Here is a 26948-nt window from a genome sequence, read left to right as displayed (position 1 = left end):
CCCTATTAAGCGTTCTGTCATGAGTTTCGTTTTGTAGTCTTCATATTTGCTTGTAGGAAAACCTTTTGCTGTCTTACTGAGTACGTTGTAAACATTTTAAGCAGTGACTTTCCCTAGCCTTGCTTGAAACCATTCCGCTGTTCTTTGTTCCATCTCACACCGCCGTTCCCTGTTCGTGTGGCGTTGCTATATCGGTATCTTGTATAGTAGAATCTGTTTCTACCTTTTGCCTGTTTTGTTTATCTTTCAAAAGATGTAACACCGTTTGTGCTTATACTTCAGACATATCATCAAGCTTTTTAACGTTGTCTCTGCTATCCAGTCCCGCAGAATCGATCTGAAACCATGAAGTCTATAATCAAAACCTTTGTCTTTCATGAATTTAGGAAGTGCTACATCAGATATAGGCTTTCCAAAACTCTCAACAAATAAAAAACCATTTTTTTGCTTTTTCAATAACAGCAAGCGCTTCAGCTGTAAGCGGCACATGAAAATCAGAAACCTTTCCAACAATTCTCTTCATATTTTCTTTTGGGATAATCCATATTGATCCATAAATTTCTAAATATGCCTGATTGGTATAAAAAAAACCGTCAAAATAAGAAGTTTTAAAGCTAGATGTGATACAAGCTCATCATTTTAAGATTGAAAAAACTTAGGCATTTCTTTCCATGGCATAACTGGAATATTTGGGGCATTTTGAATAAACTTTTCTAATAAAGCTTTTGCTTTTAATTGCATATCCACATCTATACTAAGTGCCACCGCATGTTTTATAGCTATATTCAAGCGGGATAAAGCTTTACTTGCTGTTTCGTTTTTTGTCTTCCAAATGGGAAAAATGCATCCTTTTATATCAATTTGCGTCAGTTCAATGATTGGCGTATCATCAAGTTTAGAAAAAACATGTAACTCAAGAGGTGTTAACCAGCTTGCTGCTTTTCCTTCATTTTTCAATTCGTTTTTTTGGCTTCAAAAGTACTAGAGGCAATTTCTCGTAAAGAAATACCCCCCTGCTCGACGTAAATTTTCTTTTTGTTTTCGGCGAATCGGGTCAATTCTTTGATCTAAAAGATCACGACAAGCTAAAGCTTTGAACAGTGCTTCTTTTAAAGATACATTGCGACAAGAGCCTAATCCCATTTCTCGTCGTATTTATATTGAGGTCAAACCTAAAAACCCATCATCCTTGATCTGGTGTAGTTTTGATAAGCCATAAACCAGCTCTGTCAGCATATTTTCCTTTAGATAGATTTTTTACAGATAAGACAGACAGTCTATCACGTTCTTCGAACCACCTTTTAAAAACCACCTTTTGAATTGCACTTGGAGCACTTTCATCTGGTACCAAGATTATATATAAAAGGCAATCTAATAAATAAAATAAAATAAAAACAATTAGTTATTAAACAGAAAAAAGATAAACTGTGCTATCAGGTGATATTGTAGAGAGTTCTAAGGGAAGAAAAAATTGTTGCACAAACGTACACGCCGTCCGCACCACTCTATGTGAATTTTCTTTATTTTCTCATTACTTAGATAGTAAAAACTCTCTTTAAGTTTACTGTTTGCAACTCTATAACGGTATTATAAAGTGATAACTGTAATAATATGAAAGACGAAGCAATCCTTCTTTGCCAACAAATGTTTCAACCACACCTCGTGAACTAAAAATTTTTTATTCTTAACAATTAAGAATCTGAGTAACTCTTCCTTACCTCCTCATTCTCACTCAAAGTCAAAGCCCCCTTTTTTTTCACCATAAAATAGTGTTTACAATGCATAAAATTAAAAAATAAAGGCCCTATCAAAGAAATAGGACCTCTTAAATTTAAGCTCCTTTATCCTACAAAATTAGAATTTGTAAGCTATTCCTGCGCGAAAATCATTCGTCTTATACTTAACTTCAATCTCGTCTTTAAATTTCCTTTTACCAAAATCTGAGTAACGATATTCCGCACGCACAACAAGATGGTCTGTCATTGCAAAATCAACACCACCACCGAGAGTATAACCAATCATCGTTTTTGTTACATCCGATGTCCTATTAAATGGCTCACCTCCCGTAATTACTGTCGACAAAATATCCTGAAACTGTCCATAAGCAACACCACCAGCAATATAAGGCATCACACGCCCTGCAGAAAACCCAACACGCACCCGTGTAGCACCTGTCCATTTTTGTTTTAACGTATGATTAAAAGTTAAACTGTCTTTCTCTTCTTTATCCTCTGCAGAAGAGCGAGAAAAGCCTCTGCCCTGTCTCCTGACAATTTTTGCCTTTTTTCGACTTTTTTCTTCTGTATCTAATTCCTCAGTATCACTACCCGATCCTTCAGTGCCCAATCCTTCAGTTCCACCAGCACTCGATTCATCTGCATGAAATCTTGTTTTTGTATCCTTTTGTTCCGTTAAAATGATATCCGTATCAATCCCCATAATAAAATTATTACCGAGATCAAAATTAACACCCGCATAAAAACCACCTATAAACCCAGAAAGATCGGGCATATGCTGTTTCTCGACAGGTATCCATGGTTTACTTTTACTACCCTCATCAGGATAGAGAGGAATATTAACATCAGGCGCTGTTGCAGAAATCTTACTTGAAAAGCCACCAACTTGCCCCCCGAAATAAACACCTCCCCAAGAAAAAGGTGAAGAAGCAACAACTTCTGAGGCAACATGTACTGGCTCTTCGTGAGCCACCACATCTGCAGCCTGTACTATAGAAGGTGAAATCAAAGAAAAAACAGATGCTGTTATAAATTTTGTATTCATAAAATTATACCCCATTGCTAAATTTAAATATAATCAAAAATCACATTTAGAAAAACAAAGTTTTATAAAATCTTATGCTGCAAAATCGCATGTACTCCTTTATAGTTACATTTAAATCTATTACTATATTAATATATCATTACATCAAAATTTAATATTATCAAATAAATTTTAAAATATTATAATAATGATTACTTCAAATAATAAATATTTAATAAAAATACATATTATCTTGTCAAAAGGAGGAAATATAAAACATTTTGTATTAAAATTACCGCAAAAAAATCACAAAATAGTATATTTTATGCCTTTTTTTTATGAAAAAATTCTAAAAATGATGTAATTATTTTTAGAAAATCGATGTTCATTAACAATACTATAAATACCTCAATATTCTTACATCCAAAATGCATACTGTAGATTCTACATAGTATAAAAAAACATCCATTTTATACTAAAATCATACCTTTTTTTTTACCATTTTCTAAAGGATGAGATTATTAATTACACACAATATCATTATCCTTCTAAATCTTGTCCCCAAACAAAAATTCTCAATCATTTTATTTAAAAATTGCTCTTCCCCTACTGATTTCTATATTATCATCTGCCTTTATTGCAAAACGGTCTTTATTAGGAAAAGTTATAAAACATCCCTTCATACAAATTGTAATTGTTTGATGAGTATTTAAAGAAATTTTTGAAGGTATACTTCCTTCAACAACAATAAGAGATTGTATCTTTAAATCAGTATTCTTCACTGTTGCAGCAAAAGCTGTTATGGTAAAAATACTTAATAGAATAACTGTAATCAAAATATAAGTATATTTCAGCATTCTAAGATTCCTTCCTCAGCAAAACGCTTATATAGGCTAAATCGAAGAGCATTGGTTACATGAGAAGATGAGGTAATATTAGGCACATAAATAGCCAAATTAAAGGAAAAACTCTTACGATCAAATGCTGTAAAACTCACCTGTGGGATAGGATTTTTTAAAACGCCTTCTGTCGCAGAAGCAATCTCTAACAAAATTTCAGCAACATGCTCTGGAGCAACCTTAGATGATACAGTAACTGGTATATCAATTCGTCCTACTTTATTACGTCGTGTCCAATTACTAACGTTGTTATTAATAAGGCTTGAATTGGGAATAATAATCGTCTTACGCTGAATTGTCTCAAGTTCCGTTGCACGCACACTAATACGCTTAACAACACCCCCTACTGATCCAGATTCTATATAGTCCCCTATTTTAAATGGTCTTCCAACTAAAATAATAAGTCCAGAGACAAAGTTTTGGACAATATTCTGTAAACCAAAACCTATACCAAGTGAAAGTCCTCCAGCAATAAGAGCGAAATTTCTAAGATCCAAACCTGCCATTGATAATCCGGTCAAAGAAGATACAACAACGCCTCCATAACTTATCACTGTGTTGATAGAATTACGTATACCAGAATCGAACTCTCCATGAACCAACACCACATTATCTAACCAACCAATAAATCGGCGAATAAGAAACCAGCAAACACAAAAAGAAATAATTCCTGTTACAAGAGAAATCAAAGAAAGACTAATATTTCCAATCTGAAAACCGGTCACCGATTGCCACAAAACTGCTTTTAAATCAGAATAGGAAAATCCAAACTGTACAGCAATTGGCATTGCACAAAATATAACAACAAATAAATTGAGAAAAACGCTCACAAAAACTCCCAATTGATTCATCGTTTTTTCTTCTAAATGAAACCTCTGCATCAAAAGATGACCAACCGTTGTTTTCATAAATTGGTCTTTAGTTCCAAGTGCTTGAGCGCTTTGTATTCCTAAATACATGAGAACTAAAAATGCTCCATCAATCATAATTTGCTGCGTAATAAAACGCGCAAGTCCAACGTAACCTAAAAAATTCAATACAAAGAGCAGTAACCCCAAGCCAATAAGAGGAATGCGTATATAAAATGGCCAAAAGTATGGCTCTTTTTTTTCTTCTTGAACACGCCTACGTCTAAACCGCAAAGGTACAAATGATATTATAAATAGCAATATCGCTACAAGAAAAACAGCAATAAAACTTTTAGCAATTGTTAAAGATAGAGGCGCTGAAATGATTTGATAAATACTATCAAGAACAGCGTCAAATGCCAAAATACCCCCTAAAGACGTGAGTAAAATCACTAATTGATAAGCAGACGATGATGTAATCTTGAGAAGACCTACATGGGGCCTATTCGATGATAGAAGAACAACCGCTAATCGATTGATTAAAAATAATAAAATAATTTGACAACCTATCATATCAAAAACTGTTGTAAGCTTACCTAGATCTAAGTTAAAACTACGAAACAAAAACAACACAAGATAAACGCAAAGAATACATACAAGTGAAGGTAAGAGAACTGAAATAAAGGCGATCAATAAGCGTTGTAAATAAGATATTTCCTCATTAGACTTCGTAAAGTGGCAATACACATGAACAAGAACTTTTTGAGAAAAATACGAAAGTCCCAAAGTAATAAAAAGTGGAATTAAAAAGCAAAGAAATAGTTGTAAAAACTTGAAGTAAAATATAAAATTCCACCAAGAATTTAACAACACAAGAAAATCTGATGAAGCCTCTTTTGTTTTTTGGACGAGATGTTTAACCATCGGAATCGAAAACTCAAGCCTATACGTAAGCGTGCGTTTAAAAAGCTCCCGAGATTGAGAAATAGAAAGTTCAGCTATTCTATTTGCCGCTAAGAAAATTGCTTCAAAACGAAGCATGATACTGTTAATTTTAGCTTTTTGCTCTATCAAATAGGAATATTCCTTCACAGAGCTTTTCAGTTTTTTCACGTCACGATGGAGCTCCATTAATTGATCAAGAAGTGTATTAATCTCATTAAGAGGAGGACGCAAAACAAATGCTGCCTCAATAGCACGTTCACTGATATCTTGTGCACGTAACCGTAATTCTTCTAAAGCACGCTCATCTTCTGGCTTTCTGTCAAAATCTCTTTTTAAAGTTTCAGTATTTTCTTCAAGAGTCTTAATAATCAACTGTTGTTGCAGAATAATTTCATCAACTGAATAAGAAGCTATCGTTTGTTCGACAATTGTATTTTGTGCCCCCCTATTACCCCATGCACCAGAATTAAATACAAAGATAATCCCCAAAAGAAGGAAAAGTATGTGGATGTTTTTTCTACAAAATGAATACATATCTACCTTATGAGCACAAAAGGGATTTTATTTTTCTCTTTTAAATATGGTATAAAGTAGATATTTTCAACTTTTATAGAATAATCTTATAAAAGCTTTCCCTTATCCTATAATACTGGTAATAAGATAAAAGAATGATAAATAAGCTGAACTCAATAAGATTAAAGAAGGCACTCTAGCATGTTTTTTTTGCACCTTTATTGCAAAAAAGAAGATTTTCTTCCTTTGACAACTTGGATTTTTCTATCCAGTTTAGGTGTATTCTTGACGAGCAACCTAGAAACGCGTGCTTATTTAATCAAACAATCACACACCAATAATGTCATTAAAACGAATAGATTTGATTTACATCATAAGTGTGATCAGGTGAATGTTACCACAACTGAAAACAAAAAACTTGTAACACTCCATACAGAATCTATTTTTATGAGGACCTTTCAAAAAATCCTAACATTGGATTTCTTTTTAATAAAGATTCCAGCTGTTGACACACGATTTCGTAACGTTAAAACACAATATTTCTCAAATAAACGCGCTCCTCCCAATGAACATACTTAATTCTCTTCCTTGAATATAAAAACGATCATCTTATTTTACTTGTGCTTTTAACTTTGAATAACTGTTAGATTGCCTATTTACGGAATATATCATGCGTACACCTGGTTGGTTAACTACCCTTTATTGTTTTATTCTTTTAAGCAGCATTTATGTTGCCTTACCCAATTTATTTTCACACGAACAAGTTAAAAACTCGAAATTCTTACCCGACACCCGTGTAGCACTTGGTCTTGACCTTCAAGGAGGCTCTTCTCTCCTGCTCGAGGTTGATAGCAAAACGTTAAAACGCGATCAGTTACATATAGTTTTAAGCAATGTGCGCAATGTATTGCGTGAAAAACAAATCCGCACCTCAAGTGTGCGTATCGTTGAAGATAGCGTTATTGCCCTTATTTCTGACCCATCGCAAACTGAAAAAGCACTCTCTGCTTTGAAAACATTAATAACCCCCATACACAGTAGCTTTGGCACAACAGAACATAACATCACGATCAGTGCTCAAAATGAAACTCTCCGCGTCACATTAACAGAAGCTGGTATAAAAGACCGTGTCAGCAATGCTATTGAACAAAGCTTAGAAATCATCCGTCGTCGTATAGATCAAGTTGGTGTTTCAGAACCAGCCATCCAAAAGGTCGGAAATGATCGTATTATGGTCCAATTGCCTGGACTACAAGATCCAAAACAACTGCGTGATCTTTTAGGAACAACCGCTAAGATGAGTTTTCATCTTGTTCCTTCTAATGTGGACCCCAATAACCCCCCTATAGGTGTTTCTATTCTCCCTGGATACACTGATGCAACACAACATTATGCAATTTATGATCAAATTGCTTTAGATGGAAATGTCCTGAAAGATGCCCGTGCAGGTTTTGACCCCCAAATACCAGGACGTTCCATTATTTCATTTACGCTAGATTCCGCTGGTGCAAAAATATTTGCCGATATAACACGACAAAATATTAACCGTCCTTTTGCCATTGTTCTGGATAATAAAGTTTTAACCGCTCCGACCATCAATAGTGTCATTCCCAATGGACAAGGTCAAATTACAGGAAACTTTGACCCCAAAGAAGCCTCAACTCTGGCTGCTCTGCTTCGTGCTGGTTCCCTCCCCGCACCACTCACGGTCATTGAAGAGAGAACCGTAGGTCCAAATCTTGGTGCTGATGCTATCCAAATGGGACTTTACACCGGCATAATTGGCTTTATTCTTGTTGCAATTTTTATTTTTCTTCTCTATCGTATTTGGGGATTAATTGCCAATATAGCACTAGCTCTGCACACAATTTTAACATTTGCTGCACTGAGTCTTTTGGGAGCTACGCTTACGCTGCCTGGTATTGCTGGTATTATTTTAGGCATCGGTATTGCCGTTGATGCTAATATCCTTATCAATGAACGTATCCGTGAAGAAAGTCGAAAAGGTGTGGGTGCTTTTGCAGCCCTAGATCGTGGATTTAAACACGCTTTTGCAACCATTGTTGATGCAAATGTTACAGCAATTATAGCGACCGTCTTACTATTTTGGTTCGGGACCGGTCCCGTTCGTGGTTTTGCCGTAACAATGTTGCTTGGTATTATCATCTCCATGTTTACAAATATCACCATTGTACGCATCATCATGATTTGGATCGTTCGTAAATGGAAAATTAAAAAATTGCATATTCACTCTGCTTTCAACATCATGCCACAAAACACAACTTTCCACTTTATGAAAGCACGTTTCATTGGTATTGGCGTCTCAATTGTTTTATCAATGGCTTCAGTTTTTCTCTTTTTTAAGCCTGGATTGAATTTTGGTATTGATTTCATTGGCGGAAGCCAAATGAGTATTACCACGAAAGGACCAGCAGATCTAGCAACTCTGCGTTCCAAGCTTTCTACTCTTAATATTGGTGAAGTTACCTTGCAAAATATTGATAACGAAAATACCGTATTAATTCGCATGCAGAAACAAAGCGGTGGCGAAGCACAACAAACCACCGCCATTGATAAGGTCAAAACAGCTGTACAAAATATCTATCCCGATACCACATTCGATCAAATAGAAGTTGTTGGTCCCAAAATTTCAGGTGAGCTTGCCACAGCTGCTTTTACTGCTGTTATTCTTGCGGCTATTGCCATGTCTCTCTATATATGGTTACGCTTCGAGTGGTTCTTTGCCATTGGAGCAATTATCACTCTCATTCTAGACACCACAAAAATGATTGGCTTTTTTGCTTTATTTCAATTTGATTTTAATTTAACGGCTATCGCCGCACTCTTAACAATTGTTGGATATTCTATAAATGATAAAGTTGTCGTCTATGATAGGATGCGCGAAAATATGCGTCTTTATAAAAAAATGCCGTTGCGCGAGCTGATTGATCTGTCAATTAATCAGGTTCTTGTACGTTGTTTTTTTACATCAGCCACAACAATTCTTGCGATGCTCCCCATGGCGATATGGGGTGGAAGTGCTGTTCATAATTTTGCATTACCCATGGTCTTTGGGATTATTATTGCAACATCATCCTCTATCTTTATTGCTGCTCCTATTTTACTCCTGCTAGGAAATTGGTGGCGTGAGCGAAATAATCGTGCAAATATCAAAGTGAAATAAAAATGCCCTTTAATGCGTATGGTACATCTCGCCTCTCTTCTCATAGAAATATAGTCGTTTTCATTCATTCGCTTTTTGATCAAGAATAGTAAATAATCCATGCTCCACGACACACCACTTATCACAACTATTGTTGCAGGCTTATGTTTAGCATTTCTCTTGGGAATGATTGCTAGCCGTTTACGTATTTCACCCCTTGTAGGCTATTTGTTAGCTGGTGTTATTGTGGGACCCAATACAGGCGGATTTAAAATAGATTCCGTCATCATTAATCAACTTGCTGAAATTGGTATTATTTTGCTGATGTTTGGTGTTGGGCTCCACTTTTCATTAAAAGACCTTTTATCTGTCAAAGCTATTGCTGTCCCCGCTGCTATTGCACAAATGGCATTTTCTACTTTTCTAGGTTTGTGCCTTGGTCTGATTATGGGATGGGGCTTTAGTGGTAGTTTGATTTTCGGTCTTGCTTTATCCATAGCAAGTACCGTTATCCTGCTACGTGCTTTGCAAGAGCGTCATCTTATTGAAACAGAAAAAGGACGCATTGCCGTTGGATGGTTGATTATTGAGGATTTAGCAATGGTCCTTATACTTGTCCTCATCCCTTCCTTGGCAAGTGCCCTCAGCAATACCAAAAAAGAAGCGTTGGATCCTCTTGTTCAATGGTTGGATTTAAGTATTTGGGGTATTTTTGGTCTCACCATCCTGAAGGTAATTGTATTTATTGCACTTATGCTCGTCATTGGGCGACGCGTTATCCCATGGCTTTTAAAAATGAGCGCACAATCGGGATCACGTGAATTATTTCGTCTTAGCGTCTTTGCTATTGCATTAGGAGTAGCTTTCGGAGCCGCTCATTTATTTGGAGTTTCTCTTTCTCTTGGTGCTTTTTTTGCTGGTATGGTCATGAGCGAATCAGAATTAAGCCACCGTGCCGCGGAAGAATCTTTACCACTGCGCGATGCTTTTTCTGTTCTCTTTTTTGTTTCTGTAGGCATGTTATTTGACCCCGAGAAACTCTTAACTCATTTTTTCCCTCTCTTAGCAACCTTATTCATTATCGTAATCGGAAAATCTGCTGTTGCCTTTTTCATCGTTAAAGCTTTTCGCTATTCTAATGCAACAGCTTTGACTATTTCTGCAAGCCTTGCCCAAATCGGAGAATTTTCCTTTATCCTTGCTGGTTTAAGTTTAAGCTTAGGACTTTTAAACAATGACGCTCATGATTTAATTCTTGGAGGAGCAATTTTTTCTATTTTGCTCAATCCTCTTGTTTTCATTGCCTGTAATAAAATTAAAAAACGTCTAGAAAAAAATTCTGCATCTTCACAAAATACCCAAACAATTATTGATATTGATCCACAAGATCCTGACCAAGATTTTTTACCGATGACCTTAAAAAACAACCATATCGTAATTATTGGCTATAGTCGTATCGGTAAGTGTGTTGCATTATCTTTAATAAATAGAGGTGAACCTATAGTGATCGTAGAAGAATCAAAACGCCTCTCTGATAAAGCGATTGCAGATGGCTTTGAGGCTATTTGCGGCAATATCATTCAACAAGAAATAATGAACGCAGCAAATATAAATAATGCACATAAAGTTGTTATTACAATGCGAAGTACCATTGAAGTAGGAGAATGTATCGTGAATATCCGTGATATGAAGAAAGATATCCAGATAATCACACATGCATTATCCGACACAGAAACAACATATCTCATTGATTTAGGTGCTGATGTTGTAGTAACAGATGATGAAGAAATTGCCAATGGTATTATAGAGTATATAACAGAACGAAGATCTGTAAGGAATATGCTCAATCATGAAAATTTACAGAAAACATAAAATGGATACAGAATCGTGAAAATAAAGCAATTTATATGGCCATTGATTGGTATCTTAGCAATGCTGGTATCTATTCGAATTCTTTATATGAAGCTCTCTGCCATTTCATTTGGGGATGTATTGGAGCGCTTGAGCAATTTAAATGCACAGCACTGGTTATTAGCCTGTTTATGTTCTCTCCTAGCTTATGCTGCTCTTGCTGGATATGATCGAATTGCCTTGCAACATCTAGGCCATAAAATTTCTTGGATTTTTATCGCTATATGTTCATTTACAACCTACGCTCTTTCACACAATATCGGTGCTTCAGTTTTTTCTGGTGCCGTTGTACGCTATCGCGCCTATAAAATGAAAGGATTAAACGGAACAGAAATCGCAATATTAGTAGGTTTTTGCTCTTTTACTTTTGTAATCGGCACAATCTTACTTTTGGGAATCGTTTTGGTGCTGCAACCCGAAATTATCACCCTCATTCATAAAGAACTTCCTGAATGGCTCGGAACAACGGCTGGAGCAATTTTACTCAGCTGTATAGCACTTTATACGTTTGGCAGCTGGCTTCAGTTAAAGCCCTTACGCTTGGGGAAGAAAATTCAACTTTCCTATCCACGACTGAAAATTGTTATTCAACAGCTTCTCATTAGCCCTCTAGAGCTTTTAGGAGCAGCAGGAATTATATATGCTGTTCTCCCACATAACGCAGATATTCATTTTATCTCTGTTCTTGGTGTTTTCCTAGCGTCTTTTACGATAACTCTTCTCTCTAATGCTCCAGCAGGAGGAGTAGGAGTTCTTGAAGCTCTTTTCATAACAGGCATGCCCAATATAAATCCAACCGATGTTATTGCAGCACTTATTGTCTTTAGAATGTTTTATTTGATTATACCGCTCATCCTTTCATTATTTGTGGTCGTCATTTTTGAGGCGCAACAATATTGGAAAAGAGCCCCCAAAACACCACCTGAATAAATAAAAGGCTATCAATGACTTCTTTTTTTATGTACCTATAAAAGAACAAAACACCATCGTGTTGCCAATTTACATATCTTTTTTAAGAAACCTCTTTCAACGCTCTTCTCCATTACACAACAATACCCATAAATGGTATAATAGTAAAGCTATTGTTGCACCATCATCTTTATACTTAATAAAAGAGCAAGCCTGTGCCATTATACTATTTTTCCAATGTTATGATAACTTTTAGCACTTAAGAACATTAATAAGAATTATTTTTATGCCTTTCTTCAATAGTCTTTATCCACACATTAATCCCATTTATGATGCAAAAATGAATGATTTTAATTAATTCATTATAAGAGGGATTGAAACAAAAGAAGTTTATGATAGTAAAGTTTTTTTTAAATAAAGAATAATCAATTCTTTATAAATCAATATATTATAATGAATCTGTGTGGCTTTCTTAATATTTATATTTTTAGAGGTTTAGCTAACAGAAAGACAGCATAGCGTAACCACACAGCTTAATATTTTAAAACTTTAAGCCTCATTAAAGTTTATTGTCTTTCGTTTAACAGGTATTAGCTTTAAACAATTAAACTGATCTAATTTTATTACTTGTATGTCCAGCTAACTACTTTATTTTAGCTTGATTTACCCTCTTGGAATACTGATGATTGTTACAGAAGTTTTTTGTTTAAGCGGGAGAGTTATCAAAAAATATCCACGCTGCTGACACAACTAAAGTGTAAAGTTTCTTCTGTCTTTAAACAATATGCTAAAAATCCAAAAAAAATTTAATCAATTTATATTAAAAGAAGTGAAAACTGTTGATTTTTATACCCCTTTAAATAACACAATTGTCGGTAAGAGGCTTCTCCTTACCAATTGCAACTTAAAAAAAGAAACAATACGCATTAAAAGATCTTTAAATGTCCTTTGGAAGTTCTTTGAGTCCCCTAAAAAGTACAAACACCGATGACTAAGCTATATCAACAATCTTCACTTTTAAACAAACAGATATGGGGAAATCCTACTGCCCAATTTTATTTAGCAACTCGTACCTTAAAAAAAAATTACGCAATCAATAAGTTATTTACGGTATAAAATAAAATGGTGGGTGATGAGGGGATCGAACCCACGACCCGCTGATTAAGAGTCAGCTGCTCTACCGACTGAGCTAATCACCCATAAGCTTCTCAAAAGACGAGAATGAGCGTTTCTATAACGCTCCTAAGGATAGATGTCCAGATATTTTGTTGTTTGTTATATAAACTCATTGTCTGTAAGGTTAAAAATATGATATTCACCACTTGATCTTATATAAAAATAAACCCATTATAAGAAGCTTTATAAATAAATGTTCTGATTGTTATACAGAACCTATAGTTAGAGGATTATCGAGCATAATGCCCGAGCGAAAATTAGAGGAACCTTCTTGTGGTTGTAAGCGGGATGGGGCATCATTTTGTTTTATCAACAATCACATGCATTCAAGCAATATTGTGCTGTTTTTTTCTTTGAATATAAGTTTTTTACATTCAATGTTCATGATCCAATATACGAATAAAAGACTATGAATTTTTTTTGTCAATCGCGCGCTTTTAAGCTTCTAAAAGGTAAGGAATGATGGAATGGATCACTGATCCCCATGCGTGGTTTGGTTTGATCACGCTGGTTTTTCTCGAAATTGTTTTAGGAATAGATAACCTTATCTTTATTGCAATTTTAGCTGAAAAATTGCCACTGCATTTGCGTGACCGCGCACGCTTTATAGGTCTTACTTTAGCATTAATTATGCGGCTTTTCCTTCTTACCGTTATTGGATGGGTTATGAGACTCGATAGGGTCATTCTTTCACTTTCATCTTTTGTATTTAGTTGGCATAGCTTTATTTTAATCGGTGGTGGAGCCTTTTTGCTCGCAAAGGGAACGCTAGAATTACATGAAAGGTTAGAAGGAGTATCACATGAAAGAAAAACAGGCGTTGGTTATGCTGTTTTTTGGCAAGTAATCGTCCAAGTCGTGGTGCTGGATGCCGTTTTTTCACTAGACAGTATTATTACCGCAACAGGTATGATTGCAAAAGAGCAGGCAGCAGTTATGTATATCGCAGTCATAGCTGCTATGGGAGTAATGATGTGCGGATCTGGTGCTCTTATGCGTTTTATTAATCGTCATCCCACTATTGTAATCCTTTGTCTTGGTTTTTTGATGATGATTGGTTTTACTCTCATTGTTGAAGGATTTGGTTTTCATATTCCAAAAGGGTATTTGTATGCTGCTATTGGTTTTTCTGTTCTCATCGAAGCTTTTAATCAAATTGGACGTCGTAACCGTGAAAAAATGATTAAAACGAATGATCTACGCAGTAGAACAGCTGATGCTGTTTTGAGGCTCTTAGGAGGAGGAAGCAAAGATAGTCACCTTGCTGAGACTGTAGATGTTATTGCTGAACAGGCCGCAGCTTCTGAGTTGTTTAGACCAGAAGAAAAGGAGATGATTCGTGGTGTTCTCGATTTAGCTGATCGCCCTGTTCGCTCTATCATGTCGCCGCGTAATGAGATTGAGTGGTTAGATTTAAATGCTGATGAAAATGAAATGCGTGAAGAATTACAAAAGGTTAAACATAGCCGCTTAATTCTTGCGCGTGAAAAAGTGGATGAATTTGTTGGCGTTGCGTTGACAAAAGATCTTCTTTTGAATTTGGCTGAGGGGAAAAAGATTAATTGGAAAAAAGCTATGCGAGAACCCCTCGTTGTTCATGAAAATACAAGTGTTTTACGATTGATGGAGCAATTACGTCATTCTTCGATTCAGCTTGCAATTATTGTTGATGAGCATGGATCTTTTGAAGGAATTGCAACACCAACCGATATTCTTGAAGCTATTGCAGGAGACTTTCCTGATGACGATGAAGAACTCATGATCGCAGAACAACTTGAAAATGGCAGTCTTCTTGTTGAGGGATATGCTGATATCCGCCGTTTAAGTGGTTATCTTGGGCGTAACCTTGTGGATGAAGCAGATCGTTATACGACTCTGGCAGGCTTTATGCTTTGGCAGTTTGGTCATTTACCAAATGAGGGAGAAAGCTTTGAAACTGATGGTTTACACTTTAAAGTGATTGAAATGGAACGCAGAAACATATCTAAAATCCTTATTTCTCCACTTGTATCACCAGAAAAAAGCTAGTTCTTTTTACAAGCAAAATGAATAAAAAGATTTTTTTATGATTAAAAATTGAAAAGAATAAGCAGTTGATAACTCAATTGCATTTCATTATTTTTATATTTTTTTAAGCGTAAAATAATGACATACAAAAGTTATATTATCAATGAACTTTCCATTATAAAAAATTTTCATTGATGATTGACGAAAAGCTGGGAGAGAGAAAATGGTGCAAAATTATTTGTCAATGGTCATTAATCTCAAAACAATGAATATATACAATATATTGATTTATAATAATTATTTATTACAATATTACCTTCACATCAAGAAAGCCTCTTTCAAACATCAGATTTCCGCCAATGGATAAAACTCCACCATTGTTGAGTTCACTCAACTGATGATGGCATCTTTAAACCAGACTCTGGCTCCTATAATCTTTTTAGATCTTCTTGATATTTCTTAAGGAGCTATTCCTTAGCTTTTGTTTCGATAAATTTAGCTATTTTTTTCCTTGCAAGAATGAAACTCCACCTCTCTGGAAAGGCCCTTATTAAGAACTTTGTTTTTCTTCTAGATAGCTCATATTTTTGCTACTTTTTAATTAAAGCGTAGCTGAGCTGCTTAGATTTCACCACTTCTTTGACTAAAGCCAATGCACGTTCAGATGAATCTGTTGGGTATTTTCATCAAAGCCTAAATGATCCTCTGCACTGAAACTTTGATAATAAGATTGTAAGGTTGCAACATCACCCAATAAAGACAGTGCACCAATATGAAGTAAGCTATAATCTGCATCATATACCTTGATAACCTTTATGTGCCTCCAACTTCATTCTTTCGCCAAGATGGTGCTCCATATCTGGAATAAAAGCATTTATGAAGATCAATTCTTTCTATCGCCTATTTCAAGACATAATCAAGCTTAATTCCAACCAATCTGCATATATTCCTTCTTCACAAACTCTCAACCCCTTTTTATAAAAATCAAGTTGTAGATCTTGTAAGTGCTGAGAATTGATAGGGATCAATTGCAGATAAAATACCAGTACTAATCGAAACTCCAACATCAAATTACGGATAACCTTTGATAATTGCGTCATTATAAAGAATTTGTACTTCACAATCTGGTAGTTGATAACGTGCTGAATAATTATCTACCTCTTTAATTTTTTCAACAGACCAATCAAGATTTTGAAGAGCACTGTTGCACTCTCCATGATTAAAAAATTCTTTGCTCTAGCTCAAAAGAGATTTTATCCATATCAAAAGTCAAAAGCGAAGCAGATTTTTGCAAACAAAAGTGATAACGCCGTGTAAGAGAAGAATCTTATCAATAAGGCCTTTGGTGATTTCTTTTGTAACGTCTAAACGAGATGGAATCTTATTCATAAAAAAATATAATAAAGTCAATAGTTTGTGTGAAATTATTTTATATGAATCCCATTTAAAATCTACACTTTTATACGTGATTTAATTAACCATTTTTCATAAACAATTACCATGTATGGATAGACCATAAAACGCATGTAAACATTCAAATGAAGTGAACGCAGCTATCATTCATAACAGTTCATAAATTTTATGATACGTTTTTATCACACACAAATCGCATTATTAAAAACGTAATCGTTTGAAATTATCGATAACATAAATTGCATGCGTTTAAAAAATGGTATGGGGTTTACTCTTTTTTTGAGCTAAACCTTAAAAGAAATAATCATTTGAAACTATCATAGAATAGGTTTTAATTCATTAAGGGCACATAAAAGGATTTAAAGACAAGTCGATTTTAAAGCGCCGCTTACTAAAAAGTTAGTCAATAATAAGCAGACATTATATAGATACTATCATCACAACAGGTAATGAAATTGATAATGTTATGTCGTAGAAATCAAAAGATTTTTAATGATATAACGCAGGCAAACAAGCAAAAAACGTTTTAAAAGTTATAGTTTAAAAATACGAAACCAAATGAAATCCCCTCAAATTTGAGGATACTTATTAAGACAAAGATAAGTAGATAAATTTCAAAAGGATTGCAATCATATTACAAAGGCATGGTGTTTTACTCAATTTTGAGTCAAAAGCGACAATGTTTAAAGAATGCTCTATTCTAAAGTTAACGAACTCGAATTTGAGCTGGTTAATTTTGCCAGCCCAAATATAGAGCGGCTTATTTGAAAAGAAGTTATGTTTAAATGCAAAGTGAAAATACGCTTATGAGAACCTCACTAAATGAACGTTTAAACGTTTAGAGACATAAAATGATATCTCTATAAATACGTTTGAAACCTAGATTTATAACAGTTTAAAAGCCTTAGATTTTATAAAAAGCGGTTGTTTATTGTCTTATGAAAAGCTGCTTTTAAAAACCAATGTTCGTAAATGTAAACAACGGGTTTTGTTACAAATATTTACTTAATACGCATTTTCTCTTGATTGTCTTGATATGAACCTACCAAGCGTTGAGACATTTTGATAATGTACTTTGTGTCAAATGACCACTTCAAAAATGCGAGCGTTATTCTTAATACGCTTTATAGCCATACATAAAGTGTTTATAGGTTCTGTAATTCAAATGAGTGATTAAAGATCATATCTGTCATTTACGTTCCTTTTGATCAGTTTTAATCAATAGAATAGAGCGTTTGCAATATGATACGTTTTGTATACATACATTCATTATTGACTTCTTTTGTATGATCTGTAGTACCTCTATTTAAAAGCAGCGTCATATCAATTGGCACAGCTTTCTTTTATGATGCGTTTATAACCATCAAAGAAGCACCCTCCACGTCTGTCATTTATTCTGTTTATCAATCTTGATAACATCATCACTTTCATAAACCTCTCAATTTATGGGAACCGAATATAAATCGCTATGTCTTTTTATTCTTGCATTGCCATATACATTACTTCTAATCACGATATAATCAGGAGATCTTGGCATAGCCATAAACAGAGCCGTAGACCTTAGTATGACACCCCACGCTAGCATTGCCGTAAACCTTGCCTAACAACCGCATGATCATAAACCGCGGCATTGCTATGAATACGTGCACTACCGGATAATTTTGCATTCCCATAAACCCGCGCTTAATGATAAACTCAAACGTTATAAGAAAGATGAGCATTGTCATAAACATGAACACCAAAATACACATGGGTTTTATCACATATAAGGGTATTGCCATACACATAGCCACCAATGGCAGCATTGCCATAGCCCCTTATATTTTCATAAACACAACCAGATTTTACAACACAGACATTATCAGCAACCCAGCAATTACCATCATGAGAGAGATTGCTTTCATTTTCAATAAAAGCCATCCAGATCGCTTTTTTTACATCACCAAAATCGTTTAAAGCACGAATGCGATAATATATATATATATACATGACCAGTCACGAAATCCATTTGATTGATCTATTCATATTTTGGATGGTTTTTTCTGATTAACAGGAGCGGTTTCATTTGCAATGAAAGAAATAACGGAGGTGTTTTTTGATATAGTTATCATAATTAAACCTGTATGTTTTTAAAAGTTTTGAACAGACATTAAGCCAGCTCCAAACCAAATGTTTGTTGCATCAAGCGCTCTGTTCAAACTAATAATAACATATTCATTACCTAGTAGTAGAATACCAACTCCTACACCTGCATAAAGCGAAGCAATAATCCGCCCATATGGCTATGCTGTATGACTATAATAGAACCCAAAACCATCATTGCTACACTCGCAACACCAGCAGCAAAACGGATCAAAAGGACTAAGTGTTAACGCCATGAAAATAATTAAGTGCACTCATCACTATAGCTGCACAAGATAGTATGCGAGGAGCAAGAAATATAATCCCAATTACTGCCAAACGTAAAGAACATACTCCCAACTAAATAACCACCATAATTAGTGTTCGGTATATAAGAAAGTTGATTAAAGCTAAACAATCCTTCATCCAACATAACTGGCAGTATTGGTGTATAGAGAAATCACCAGATACCCATATCAAAACCATATCGAATACAGCATTTTGAAACAATTCAAATCTTGACGGTTGTTTTTTCCCCCTTATTATTCCTTTAACTGGTGATATTCCTCATCTGCGTTCCATATCACCATAACAGCCTTTAACTCCAAAAATAGAATAAAAGCAAATTTAGCTATCTATTTTAATGCTCAAAACAATATATTTAGCGATCTACTATCAACATCGCCAGATCAGTTGTACAATAACATATTGAATTAAATGTACTTTTTAAATGTTTATAGTTAAATTGAAAGCATATTTAGATAACCTTGCTTTTTTATCTCGATATTCAAAATGACTAACCGAAAAATTATATACGCAGCCGTAAATTTTACTTCTCTTAAAATCATTTGCTTATTCGCTGCAAAACTTAATAAACAACTCAAATAACCATTTTCATAAAAGAGGAAATTGGCTTCTTTTTAGGTAATCTTGTTATTTAGGATGATATGAAGTTGAAGAATTTGGTGCACCCGACAGAATTCGAATCTGTGACCTCTGCCTTCGGAGGGCAGCGCTCTATCCAGCTGAGCTACGGGTGCTTCACACTGATTATTAAAATCAGTTATGGTCTTTTAACTAATCATACTCTTAGCTTCAATGCTAAATTATCATTCTAATAAAAAAATTACTCGTTTGTAATTTATCTAACGACGCATTCCTTTTACTGTTTAATGATACTTTACCTTGAAATAACTTCTCTTTATTCAATGCTCTTTTTATTATAAAAAGAGCTTTTATTACAACTTCAAAACTCTCAAAAATAAGTTACAACATAAATTATAAGTATCAGGATAATTTTTAAATGGCTACATTACCAAGTCGCTTTCATTTTATTTCCGCAGAAACTGAGGAGGCTATCAAAGCTACCCATAAATTAATTTCCGTTTATGGTCATTCTTCTCTGGAAGAAACTGATATTGTTGTTGCAATCGGTGGTGATGGGACAATGTTACAAACCGTACGAGATGTCATGAACACAGGCAAACCTATTTATGGTATGAATCAAGGTTCTGTAGGATTTCTTATGAATGAATTTCATGAAAAAAAATTGCCCAATCGTATTGCTGCCGCACATAAAAAAGAAATCCATCCCCTGCGCATGATTGCAAAATCTGAATGTCAAGATTCTATCGAGGCGCTTGCAATTAATGAAGTATCCCTCTTTCGGCAATCTTATCAAGCGGCAAAAATTCGCATCACCATTGATAACAACGTACGCATGGAACAATTAAGTTGTGATGGTGTCCTCGTCGCTACACCAGCTGGATCAACCGCCTATAATTTATCAGCACAAGGACCTATCTTACCTCTTATGGCTCCCCTTATGGCCCTCACTCCCGTTAGCCCTTTTCGCCCTCGGCGTTGGCATGGAGCTTTGCTTCCCGATACAGTAACAGTGCGCTTTGATATGCTTGAACCTGACAAACGCCCTGTAAACGCTGCTGCAGATAATATTGAAGTTAAATCTGTCCATTCAGTTACTATTTCAATGGCAACAGAAGTAACAGCTTCAATCCTTTTTGACTCAAATCATTCATGGGATGAGCGCATTTTATCAGAACAATTTCGCTATTAATGATTGTATTATGCGTTTTATATGTATATGATTGTTATAGTTAGTTTTTTTGTGAAAACATCTTAACACTTTTAAAGAGTGTAGAATATTGGTTATAATCATCATTAGATAGCGCAGTTAAAATCACAGAGCAGTTGATAAAAAAATGATACCATCTTTAAACAGTTTTGATGATTTAGGTCTTTCCGCAAAGGTTATTAATGCGGTGAAATCAGCGGGGTATACAGCTCCGACACCTATTCAAAGTGAAACAATTCCGCATGTCCTTCAAAGAAAAGACGTTTTAGGAATCGCCCAAACGGGAACAGGTAAAACCGCCTCTTTCGTATTGCCTATGCTCACTCTCCTTGAAAAAGGTCGTGCAAGAGCACGAATGCCCCGTACACTCATCTTAGAACCAACAAGAGAAATTGCAGCTCAAGTTGAAGAAAATTTCGATAAATACGGCATAAATCATCGTTTAAATGTTGCTCTTTTGATTGGTGGAGTTTCTTTTGAACTCCAAGATCGCAAACTTGAACGGGGAGCTGATGTTCTTATAGCAACACCAGGGCGCCTTCTTGATCATTGCGAGCGCGGTAAACTGCTCCTGATGGGCGTTGAAATCCTTGTGATTGATGAAGCTGATCGCATGTTGGATATGGGCTTTATTCCTGATATTGAACGTATCTGTAAGCTAACCCCTTTTACGCGTCAAACTTTGTTCTTTTCTGCAACAATGGCGCCAGAAATTACAGAACTAACGAAACAATTTTTACATTCTCCCGTATCTGTTGAAGTTACAAAAGCTTCCTCAACAGCTACCACAATTACACAACGGCTTGTCAAATCTGGAAATAAATCATGGGATAAAAGAGCGGTTTTACGAGAGCTTATCCAAAATGAAGGTGCAGAGCTTCAAAATGCAATCATTTTCTGTAATCGAAAGAGAGATATTTCTGAACTTTTTAGATCGCTCATCAAACATAACTTTAATGTAGGGGCACTTCATGGAGATATGGACCAATATTCGCGCATGAACACCCTAGCTGATTTTAAAAATAATAAACTTACACTTCTTGTTGCTTCTGATGTTGCTGCCCGTGGACTCGATATTCCAGCTGTAAGTCATGTATTTAACTATGATGTTCCTACACATGCTGAAGACTATATCCATCGAATTGGTCGTACAGGGCGTGCAAATCGTAGCGGAAAAGCCTTTACAATCGTTACAAAAGCTGATCAAAAATATATCAATGCCATCGAGGAAATGAGTAATGAAAAAATTGAATGGCTCAATGGAGATCTCTCAACTTTAATAGCCGATGATCAAACAGAAGATATTGTTGTAAAGAAAAAATCTTCAAAACCATCAAAGAAAACTACTCCAAAAGAGACTGTTGCTCACACTAAAAAATCTGTAGAAGAGAATAAAACAGAATATATCAAAAATGCAAATAATAAGGAGAAGCCATCTGAGCAACAACGCTCACGAAAAAATAAGAATTACACACCTATTGGATTTGGTGATGATATTCCTGCTTTCATGCTTATAAAAACGTGTAAATAAACCCGTTCTCTACTCTCTTTTAGAGTGAAATGAACGAAATACTTTTAAAAAATCCGCTCTTATTTCCTAGAGAGCCTTTCCGTTACCTTTTCACGCCCTAAAAGCTGCAAAATTTTTCCCATTTCAGGTCCATGATCCATGCCCGTAAGTGCCTGACGTAATGGCATAAATAAAGCTTTTCCTTTTCGACCTGTTTTTTCTTTTAATGCTGTTGTCCAAATTTTCCAACTTTCCTCATTCAAAGCACCTTCAGGTAAGAAATCGAGTGATTGGTGCACAAAAGCACGATCCTCTAGTGCTACTGTATCAAAATTCTGTTCATCATGAATGATTTTCCACCAAAAAACAGCATCATTGACTTTATTAATATTGCTTCTTATCGCGTTCCAGAAATATTCCGCCTTATCTCCCTCAATAGAAAGTTTTTTAAGGCGCATTTTTACTTCCTCATAGGTTAACTCATGGACAAGATGACTATTCAAAGCAAGAAGATCAGCAATATCAAATTTTGCAACGGATCTTGACGTATCTTGGAGATTAAAATGCTCTAAAAGCGCAGCTTGATTGGGATAGGGATGCACATTTTGCGATGTCCCAATCAAAACGGCAAGGCATTGAACAGCTATAGATTCAAATCCTTCTTCCCGTAGAGAACGAATAGAAAGATCATTATTACGTTTTGAAAATCCTTTTCCTAAAACTGTCGCCAATAAATTGGTATGAGCAAAAACCGGTAATTCTGCATTAAGAGCTTTAAAAAGAGCAATTTGAGCGCCTGTATTTGTAATATGATCATCCCCACGAATAATATGCGTAATAGCCATATCTACATCATCAACAATAGACGGCAATGTATAAAGATAGGTTCCATCTTCACGAATAAGAACAGGATCTGAAAGAGAAGCTAAATCAATCGTCTGCTTTCCCTTTATTGCATCATTCCAGCAAACTTCTGTTCGCTTTGTGTGTAAAGGATCACTTTCAAAATTAGGAAGAAGAAAACGCCAATGGGGTTTACGACCTTGTGATTCAAAGTTTTTTCTCTCTTCTGTTGTCAACTTCAATGCTGCACGGTCATAAACAGGAGGCAATTTGCGTGAAAGCTGGATTTTACGACGCCGCTCTAATTCCTCTGTTGTCTCATAACAAGGATAAAGAAGGCCACGTTGTTTGAGAATTTCTGCCACTTCATCATATCGATTAAATCGCTTGGATTGGTAATAAATTGCATCTGGTTGAATACCAAGCCATTCAAGGTCAACAGCAATAGCATCGATATATTCTTGTTTAGAACGTTCAATATCTGTATCATCATAGCGTAAAATAAATTCTCCCTTATACGCTTGCGCATAAAGCCAGTTGAAAAGCGCAATACGGATATTGCCAATATGAATATAACCTGTTGGAGAGGGAGCAAAACGAACTTTAACCATAAAATAATACTCAATTTTTATCGCGAAAATGATTGACTATAGGATAGCGACGATCGCGTCCGAAATTTTTGTAACTGATTTTTACACCAGGCGCAGATTGACGCCTTTTATATTCGGCACCATAAAGAAGCTGTTCAACTTTCGCAACAGTTTCTCGTGAATGTCCACGTTTAACAATATCACAAATACTCATGTCATTTTCTACAAGATATTGTAATATATCATCTAAAATAGGATAAGGCGGAAGAGAATCTTCATCTTTTTGATTTTCCCGCAGCTCTGCAGAGGGTGCTTTTTCTATAATATTGGATGGAATGATCATTCCTTCTGGTCCTCTCAAATTGTGCAAGTGATTTTTATTGCGCCACTCCGCTAATGCATAAACCTGCATTTTATAAATATCTTTAAGAGGATTAAACCCGCCATTCATATCCCCATACAGTGTTGCATATCCCACAGCCATTTCTGACTTATTGCCTGTCGTTACCACCATTGAGCCGAATTTATTTGAAAGCGCCATTAAAAGTGTACCGCGTATACGACTTTGAAGATTTTCCTCTGTGACGTCAGAGGGTAACCCTGAAAAAACAGGTGCCATTGTCTTTAAAAAAGCCTCAACAGGTTGTGCAATCGGTATGATTTCATAACGACATCCCAAAAGATCAGCACATTCTTTGGCATCTTTTAATGATTCTTGCGAAGTATAATGATAGGGCATCATAATGGTGCGAACCCTCTCAGCACCAAGAGCATCCACCGCCATTGCCGTACACAGGGCTGAATCAATTCCTCCTGAAAGACCAAGAATAACATCCTTAAAGCCGTTTTTATTAACGTAATCTTTCAACCCCAAAACACAAGCTTGATAATCAGCCGCTAATCCATTGAGAAGTCTTTCATTAGGACCTGAAATACAGTGCCATCCCGTCGTTGTTTTTTGCCAATGGCTTAAAGCAATATGGCTATCAAAGTGTTTCATTTGAAATATCTTTTTGCCTTGTCCATTCAAGGCAAAAGACCCACCATCAAAAACGAGCTCATCTTGACCACCTACTTGATTAGCGTAGATAATTGGCACTCCAGATTGTAGAGCCTGTGTATGAACAACGTCTATACGTTTTAATGTTTTATTACGATAATAAGGAGATCCGTTAAGGACAAGAATAATTTCCGCTCCTTTATCTTTAAGCTCTGTACTAAGAGAGGAATCATTCCAAAGATCCTCACAAATGACTATTCCTAATTTAATTCCATGATAGACAATAGGCTGAGGACGTGGACCTGAAGAAAATAAACGCTTTTCATCAAATTCAGCATAATTAGGTAAATCAAACTTCAAACATTCGGCAATGACTCTCCCTTCATCAAGAACCATGACAGCGTTGTAAATATTACCATTGCGCCTTAATGGAAGACCAATGACAATTCCTGGTCCGCCTACGGTTATCTTTGCTAATTTCTCAACAGTCTCTTCACATGTTTTTGTAAAAGCAGGTTTTAGAACAAGATCTTCCGGCGGATAAGCACTTATAAAAAGTTCCGTGAATAAAACAAGATCAGCCCCCTCTTCTTTGGCCTTTTGATGCGCCATGACAGCTAAAGAAAAATTCCCCTCAATATCACCGACAATAGGATTTAATTGGGCAATTGATACCCGAAAATCATTTTTCATAAGCCTTTGTATCATTTCATCAGTTTAGCAACCACAACTTTATTCTTCATCATCGGAAACATCATTTTTTAAAATTCTTTTCTGCCATAATGACCTAAAAATATTAGGCAAATTTTTGCCTACCCCCCAGCAGCAATTGCTAACGATTCAGTCACGCGATTTTTTTTAAGGAGTTCAGCAACAAGAAAAGCCAATTCTAACGCTTGATCTGCATTTAACCGTGGATCACATTGCGTATGATAACGATCAGATAAATCGTCCACAGAAATGGCGTGCGCCCCTCCTGTACATTCAGTAACATCACGACCTGTCATCTCAATATGAATGCCTCCTGGATAAGTTCCCTCTCCACGATGCACTGCAAAAAAATTCTCTACTTCTTTTAAAACATAATCAAAAGGACGCGTCTTATAACCATTGGCAGTAATTGTATTGCCATGCATTGGATCACATGACCATATAACCGCACGCTTCTCGCGTTCAACAGCACGGATGAGTTTAGGCAGATAACTTTCAACTTTATCATAACCAAAGCGCGTAATGAGAGTAAGCCGCCCCAACTCGTTTTCAGGATTTAAAATATCAATTAATTTTAAAAGCTCATCAGGCTCAATGGAAGGACCACATTTTAATCCTATAGGATTCTTAATGCCGCGACAATATTCAACGTGAGCATGGTCAATCTGACGCGTACGGTCACCAATCCATAACATATGACCAGATGTTGCATACCAATTTCCTGAAGTTGAATCAATCCGAGTCAAAGCCTCTTCATAACCAAGCAACAGTGCTTCATGACTGGTATAAAAAGATGTTTCACGCAATGAAGAATGTGTTTTGGATGTAATCCCTATAGAACGCATAAAATCAATTGCTTCAGAAATACGCTCTGCCAATAATTCATAACGTTCTCCCTGCGGACTGTTAGAAACAAAACTCAACATCCATGTGTGAACATTTTCTAAATTAGCATAGCCACCTTGTGAAAAAGCACGCAATAGATTAAGTGTTGCCGCAGATTGGCGATAAGCCATAGACATCCGTTGCGGATCTGGAATACGAGAACCGGCTTCAAATTCAATGCCATTAATAATATCCCCACGATAAGCAGGAAATTCAACTCCCTCTTTTCTTTCAATATCAAAAGAGCGAGGCTTTGCAAATTGACCAGCAATACGACCAATTTTAACAACCGGTTTAGAACTACCAAAGGTCAAAACAATCGCCATTTGCAAAAATACACGAAAAAAATCACGAATATTATCAGCTTCATGTTCTGCAAAGCTTTCGGCACAATCACCACCTTGCAATAAAAAAGCTTGGCCTTTCGCAACGGCTGCTAATTCATTTTTTAAATCACGTGCTTCACCGGCAAAAACTAAAGGAGGATACCTTCTCAGTTTTCGCTCAACATCTTCTAACATAGACTTATCCGGATAAGTCGGAACTTGTTTAATTGGCCTTGTTCTCCAAGTGTCAGGCGCCCATTCTTTTATCATTACACTCTCTCTAAAGATTAATCTTACAGATTAGCATATCAAAAGCTTTTTAC

General features: G+C 35.8%; 18 protein-coding genes, 2 tRNA genes and 1 pseudogene. 7 read left to right on the top strand and 14 right to left on the bottom strand.

Annotated elements, in window-relative coordinates:
- From ACFIMM_RS09145 to ACFIMM_RS09125, 5 genes and pseudogenes are all read right to left on the bottom strand, one after another.
- Positions 1–153 (bottom strand): annotated as a pseudogene (locus ACFIMM_RS09145) (exonuclease); the annotation flags it as partial.
- A 486-nt stretch (positions 154–639) separates the two neighbouring features.
- Positions 640–957 (bottom strand): phage integrase central domain-containing protein, encoded by a 318-nt coding sequence (locus ACFIMM_RS09140; RefSeq protein WP_375638428.1) that lies wholly within the window; start codon positions 955–957, stop codon positions 640–642.
- A gap of 897 nt (positions 958–1854) precedes the next feature.
- On the bottom strand, positions 1855–2781 hold the full coding sequence (locus ACFIMM_RS09135) for an outer membrane protein (RefSeq protein ID WP_375692704.1): 927 nt from the start codon (positions 2779–2781) through the stop codon (positions 1855–1857).
- Between the two features lie 563 nt (positions 2782–3344).
- The gene (locus ACFIMM_RS09130) at positions 3345–3617 is read right to left on the bottom strand and encodes a hypothetical protein (protein WP_375612155.1); all 273 of its coding nucleotides are present in this window, start codon (positions 3615–3617) and stop codon (positions 3345–3347) included.
- Positions 3611–5986: a mechanosensitive ion channel domain-containing protein gene (locus tag ACFIMM_RS09125; RefSeq protein ID WP_375682808.1), complete on the bottom strand. Its 2376-nt coding sequence runs from the start codon at positions 5984–5986 to the stop codon at positions 3611–3613. Before ACFIMM_RS09125 ends, ACFIMM_RS09130 begins: the two co-directional genes overlap by 7 nt.
- 180 nt (positions 5987–6166) lie before the next feature.
- Here ACFIMM_RS09125 and ACFIMM_RS09120 point away from each other — a divergent pair, with 180 nt between their 5' ends.
- From ACFIMM_RS09120 to ACFIMM_RS09105, 4 genes are all read left to right on the top strand, one after another.
- Complete coding sequence (locus ACFIMM_RS09120) at positions 6167–6544, top strand: hypothetical protein (RefSeq protein WP_375613487.1); 378 nt, start codon at positions 6167–6169, stop codon at positions 6542–6544.
- A gap of 91 nt (positions 6545–6635) precedes the next feature.
- Positions 6636–9149 (top strand): protein translocase subunit SecD, encoded by a 2514-nt coding sequence (secD, locus tag ACFIMM_RS09115; RefSeq protein ID WP_375620802.1) that lies wholly within the window; start codon positions 6636–6638, stop codon positions 9147–9149.
- A gap of 99 nt (positions 9150–9248) precedes the next feature.
- Positions 9249–11000 (top strand): YbaL family putative K(+) efflux transporter, encoded by a 1752-nt coding sequence (gene ybaL / locus ACFIMM_RS09110; RefSeq protein WP_375613485.1) that lies wholly within the window; start codon positions 9249–9251, stop codon positions 10998–11000.
- A 15-nt stretch (positions 11001–11015) separates the two neighbouring features.
- The gene (locus ACFIMM_RS09105; protein ID WP_375613484.1) at positions 11016–11969 is read left to right on the top strand and encodes a YbhN family protein; all 954 of its coding nucleotides are present in this window, start codon (positions 11016–11018) and stop codon (positions 11967–11969) included.
- 1102 nt (positions 11970–13071) lie between these two features.
- Here ACFIMM_RS09105 and ACFIMM_RS09100 read toward each other — a convergent pair.
- Positions 13072–13147, bottom strand: a tRNA-Lys gene (locus ACFIMM_RS09100).
- 436 nt (positions 13148–13583) lie between these two features.
- Between ACFIMM_RS09100 and ACFIMM_RS09095 the strand changes: the two genes are divergently transcribed.
- Positions 13584–15152 carry a TerC family protein gene (locus ACFIMM_RS09095; RefSeq protein ID WP_375612149.1) on the top strand — a complete coding sequence of 523 codons (1569 nt, stop codon included), beginning with the start codon at positions 13584–13586 and terminating at the stop codon, positions 15150–15152.
- Between the two features lie 622 nt (positions 15153–15774).
- Here the strand turns inward: ACFIMM_RS09095 and ACFIMM_RS09090 are convergent.
- The 5 genes from ACFIMM_RS09090 to ACFIMM_RS09070 form a co-directional block, all read right to left on the bottom strand.
- Positions 15775–15903, bottom strand: coding sequence for a hypothetical protein (locus ACFIMM_RS09090; RefSeq protein WP_375629689.1), 129 nt, complete (start codon positions 15901–15903; stop codon positions 15775–15777).
- 2336 nt (positions 15904–18239) lie between these two features.
- Entirely contained in the window at positions 18240–18533 is a 294-nt protein-coding gene (locus tag ACFIMM_RS09085; RefSeq protein WP_375653065.1) for a hypothetical protein, read from the bottom strand.
- Positions 18534–18673: 140 nt separating this feature from the next.
- A complete protein-coding gene (locus ACFIMM_RS09080; RefSeq protein ID WP_375613508.1) occupies positions 18674–18778 on the bottom strand; it encodes a hypothetical protein in 105 nt (34 codons plus the stop codon).
- 152 nt (positions 18779–18930) lie between these two features.
- Positions 18931–19098 carry a hypothetical protein gene (locus ACFIMM_RS09075; protein ID WP_375629647.1) on the bottom strand — a complete coding sequence of 56 codons (168 nt, stop codon included), beginning with the start codon at positions 19096–19098 and terminating at the stop codon, positions 18931–18933.
- 530 nt (positions 19099–19628) lie between these two features.
- Positions 19629–19705: transfer RNA gene (locus ACFIMM_RS09070), tRNA-Arg, on the bottom strand.
- A gap of 263 nt (positions 19706–19968) precedes the next feature.
- Here ACFIMM_RS09070 and ACFIMM_RS09065 point away from each other — a divergent pair.
- Both ACFIMM_RS09065 and ACFIMM_RS09060 read left to right on the top strand, forming a co-directional pair.
- Positions 19969–20742 (top strand): NAD kinase, encoded by a 774-nt coding sequence (locus tag ACFIMM_RS09065; RefSeq protein ID WP_375612145.1) that lies wholly within the window; start codon positions 19969–19971, stop codon positions 20740–20742.
- 145 nt (positions 20743–20887) lie between these two features.
- Positions 20888–22291, top strand: a complete 1404-nt coding sequence (locus tag ACFIMM_RS09060; protein ID WP_375682809.1) for a DEAD/DEAH box helicase — start codon at positions 20888–20890, stop codon at positions 22289–22291.
- A gap of 59 nt (positions 22292–22350) precedes the next feature.
- Here the strand turns inward: ACFIMM_RS09060 and gltX are convergent, their stop codons facing one another.
- From gltX to ACFIMM_RS09045, 3 genes are all read right to left on the bottom strand, one after another.
- The gene (gltX, locus tag ACFIMM_RS09055) at positions 22351–23724 is read right to left on the bottom strand and encodes a glutamate--tRNA ligase (RefSeq protein WP_273790689.1); all 1374 of its coding nucleotides are present in this window, start codon (positions 23722–23724) and stop codon (positions 22351–22353) included.
- Positions 23725–23734: 10 nt separating this feature from the next.
- Positions 23735–25396, bottom strand: a complete 1662-nt coding sequence (locus ACFIMM_RS09050) for an NAD+ synthase (protein ID WP_375629641.1) — start codon at positions 25394–25396, stop codon at positions 23735–23737.
- A gap of 119 nt (positions 25397–25515) precedes the next feature.
- Positions 25516–26895 (bottom strand): class II 3-deoxy-7-phosphoheptulonate synthase, encoded by a 1380-nt coding sequence (locus ACFIMM_RS09045; RefSeq protein ID WP_375620795.1) that lies wholly within the window; start codon positions 26893–26895, stop codon positions 25516–25518.
- Between the last annotated feature and the right edge of the window lie 53 nt (positions 26896–26948).

It is taken from the genome of Bartonella sp. AP258QHHD (genome assembly GCF_042196145.1).
Lineage (GTDB): Bacteria > Pseudomonadota > Alphaproteobacteria > Rhizobiales > Rhizobiaceae > Bartonella.
Note: the sequence above shows the minus strand (reverse complement) of the source record. Positions and strands in the feature narration are given on the sequence as shown.

Coding starts and splice junctions, on each gene's coding strand:
- gltX (WP_273790689.1), bottom strand. CDS start 23,724: ATGGTTAAAGTTCGTTTTGCTCCCTCTCCAACAGGTTATATTCATATT.
- ACFIMM_RS09065 (WP_375612145.1), top strand. CDS start 19,969: ATGGCTACATTACCAAGTCGCTTTCATTTTATTTCCGCAGAAACTGAG.
- ACFIMM_RS09060 (WP_375682809.1), top strand. CDS start 20,888: ATGATACCATCTTTAAACAGTTTTGATGATTTAGGTCTTTCCGCAAAG.
- ACFIMM_RS09085 (WP_375653065.1), bottom strand. CDS start 18,533: ATGTATATATATATATATTATCGCATTCGTGCTTTAAACGATTTTGGT.
- ACFIMM_RS09075 (WP_375629647.1), bottom strand. CDS start 19,098: ATGTTGGATGAAGGATTGTTTAGCTTTAATCAACTTTCTTATATACCG.
- ACFIMM_RS09045 (WP_375620795.1), bottom strand. CDS start 26,895: ATGATAAAAGAATGGGCGCCTGACACTTGGAGAACAAGGCCAATTAAA.
- ACFIMM_RS09095 (WP_375612149.1), top strand. CDS start 13,584: ATGATGGAATGGATCACTGATCCCCATGCGTGGTTTGGTTTGATCACG.
- secD (WP_375620802.1), top strand. CDS start 6,636: ATGCGTACACCTGGTTGGTTAACTACCCTTTATTGTTTTATTCTTTTA.
- ACFIMM_RS09125 (WP_375682808.1), bottom strand. CDS start 5,986: ATGTATTCATTTTGTAGAAAAAACATCCACATACTTTTCCTTCTTTTG.
- ACFIMM_RS09135 (WP_375692704.1), bottom strand. CDS start 2,781: ATGAATACAAAATTTATAACAGCATCTGTTTTTTCTTTGATTTCACCT.
- ybaL (WP_375613485.1), top strand. CDS start 9,249: ATGCTCCACGACACACCACTTATCACAACTATTGTTGCAGGCTTATGT.
- ACFIMM_RS09130 (WP_375612155.1), bottom strand. CDS start 3,617: ATGCTGAAATATACTTATATTTTGATTACAGTTATTCTATTAAGTATT.
- ACFIMM_RS09120 (WP_375613487.1), top strand. CDS start 6,167: ATGTTTTTTTTGCACCTTTATTGCAAAAAAGAAGATTTTCTTCCTTTG.
- ACFIMM_RS09050 (WP_375629641.1), bottom strand. CDS start 25,396: ATGAAAAATGATTTTCGGGTATCAATTGCCCAATTAAATCCTATTGTC.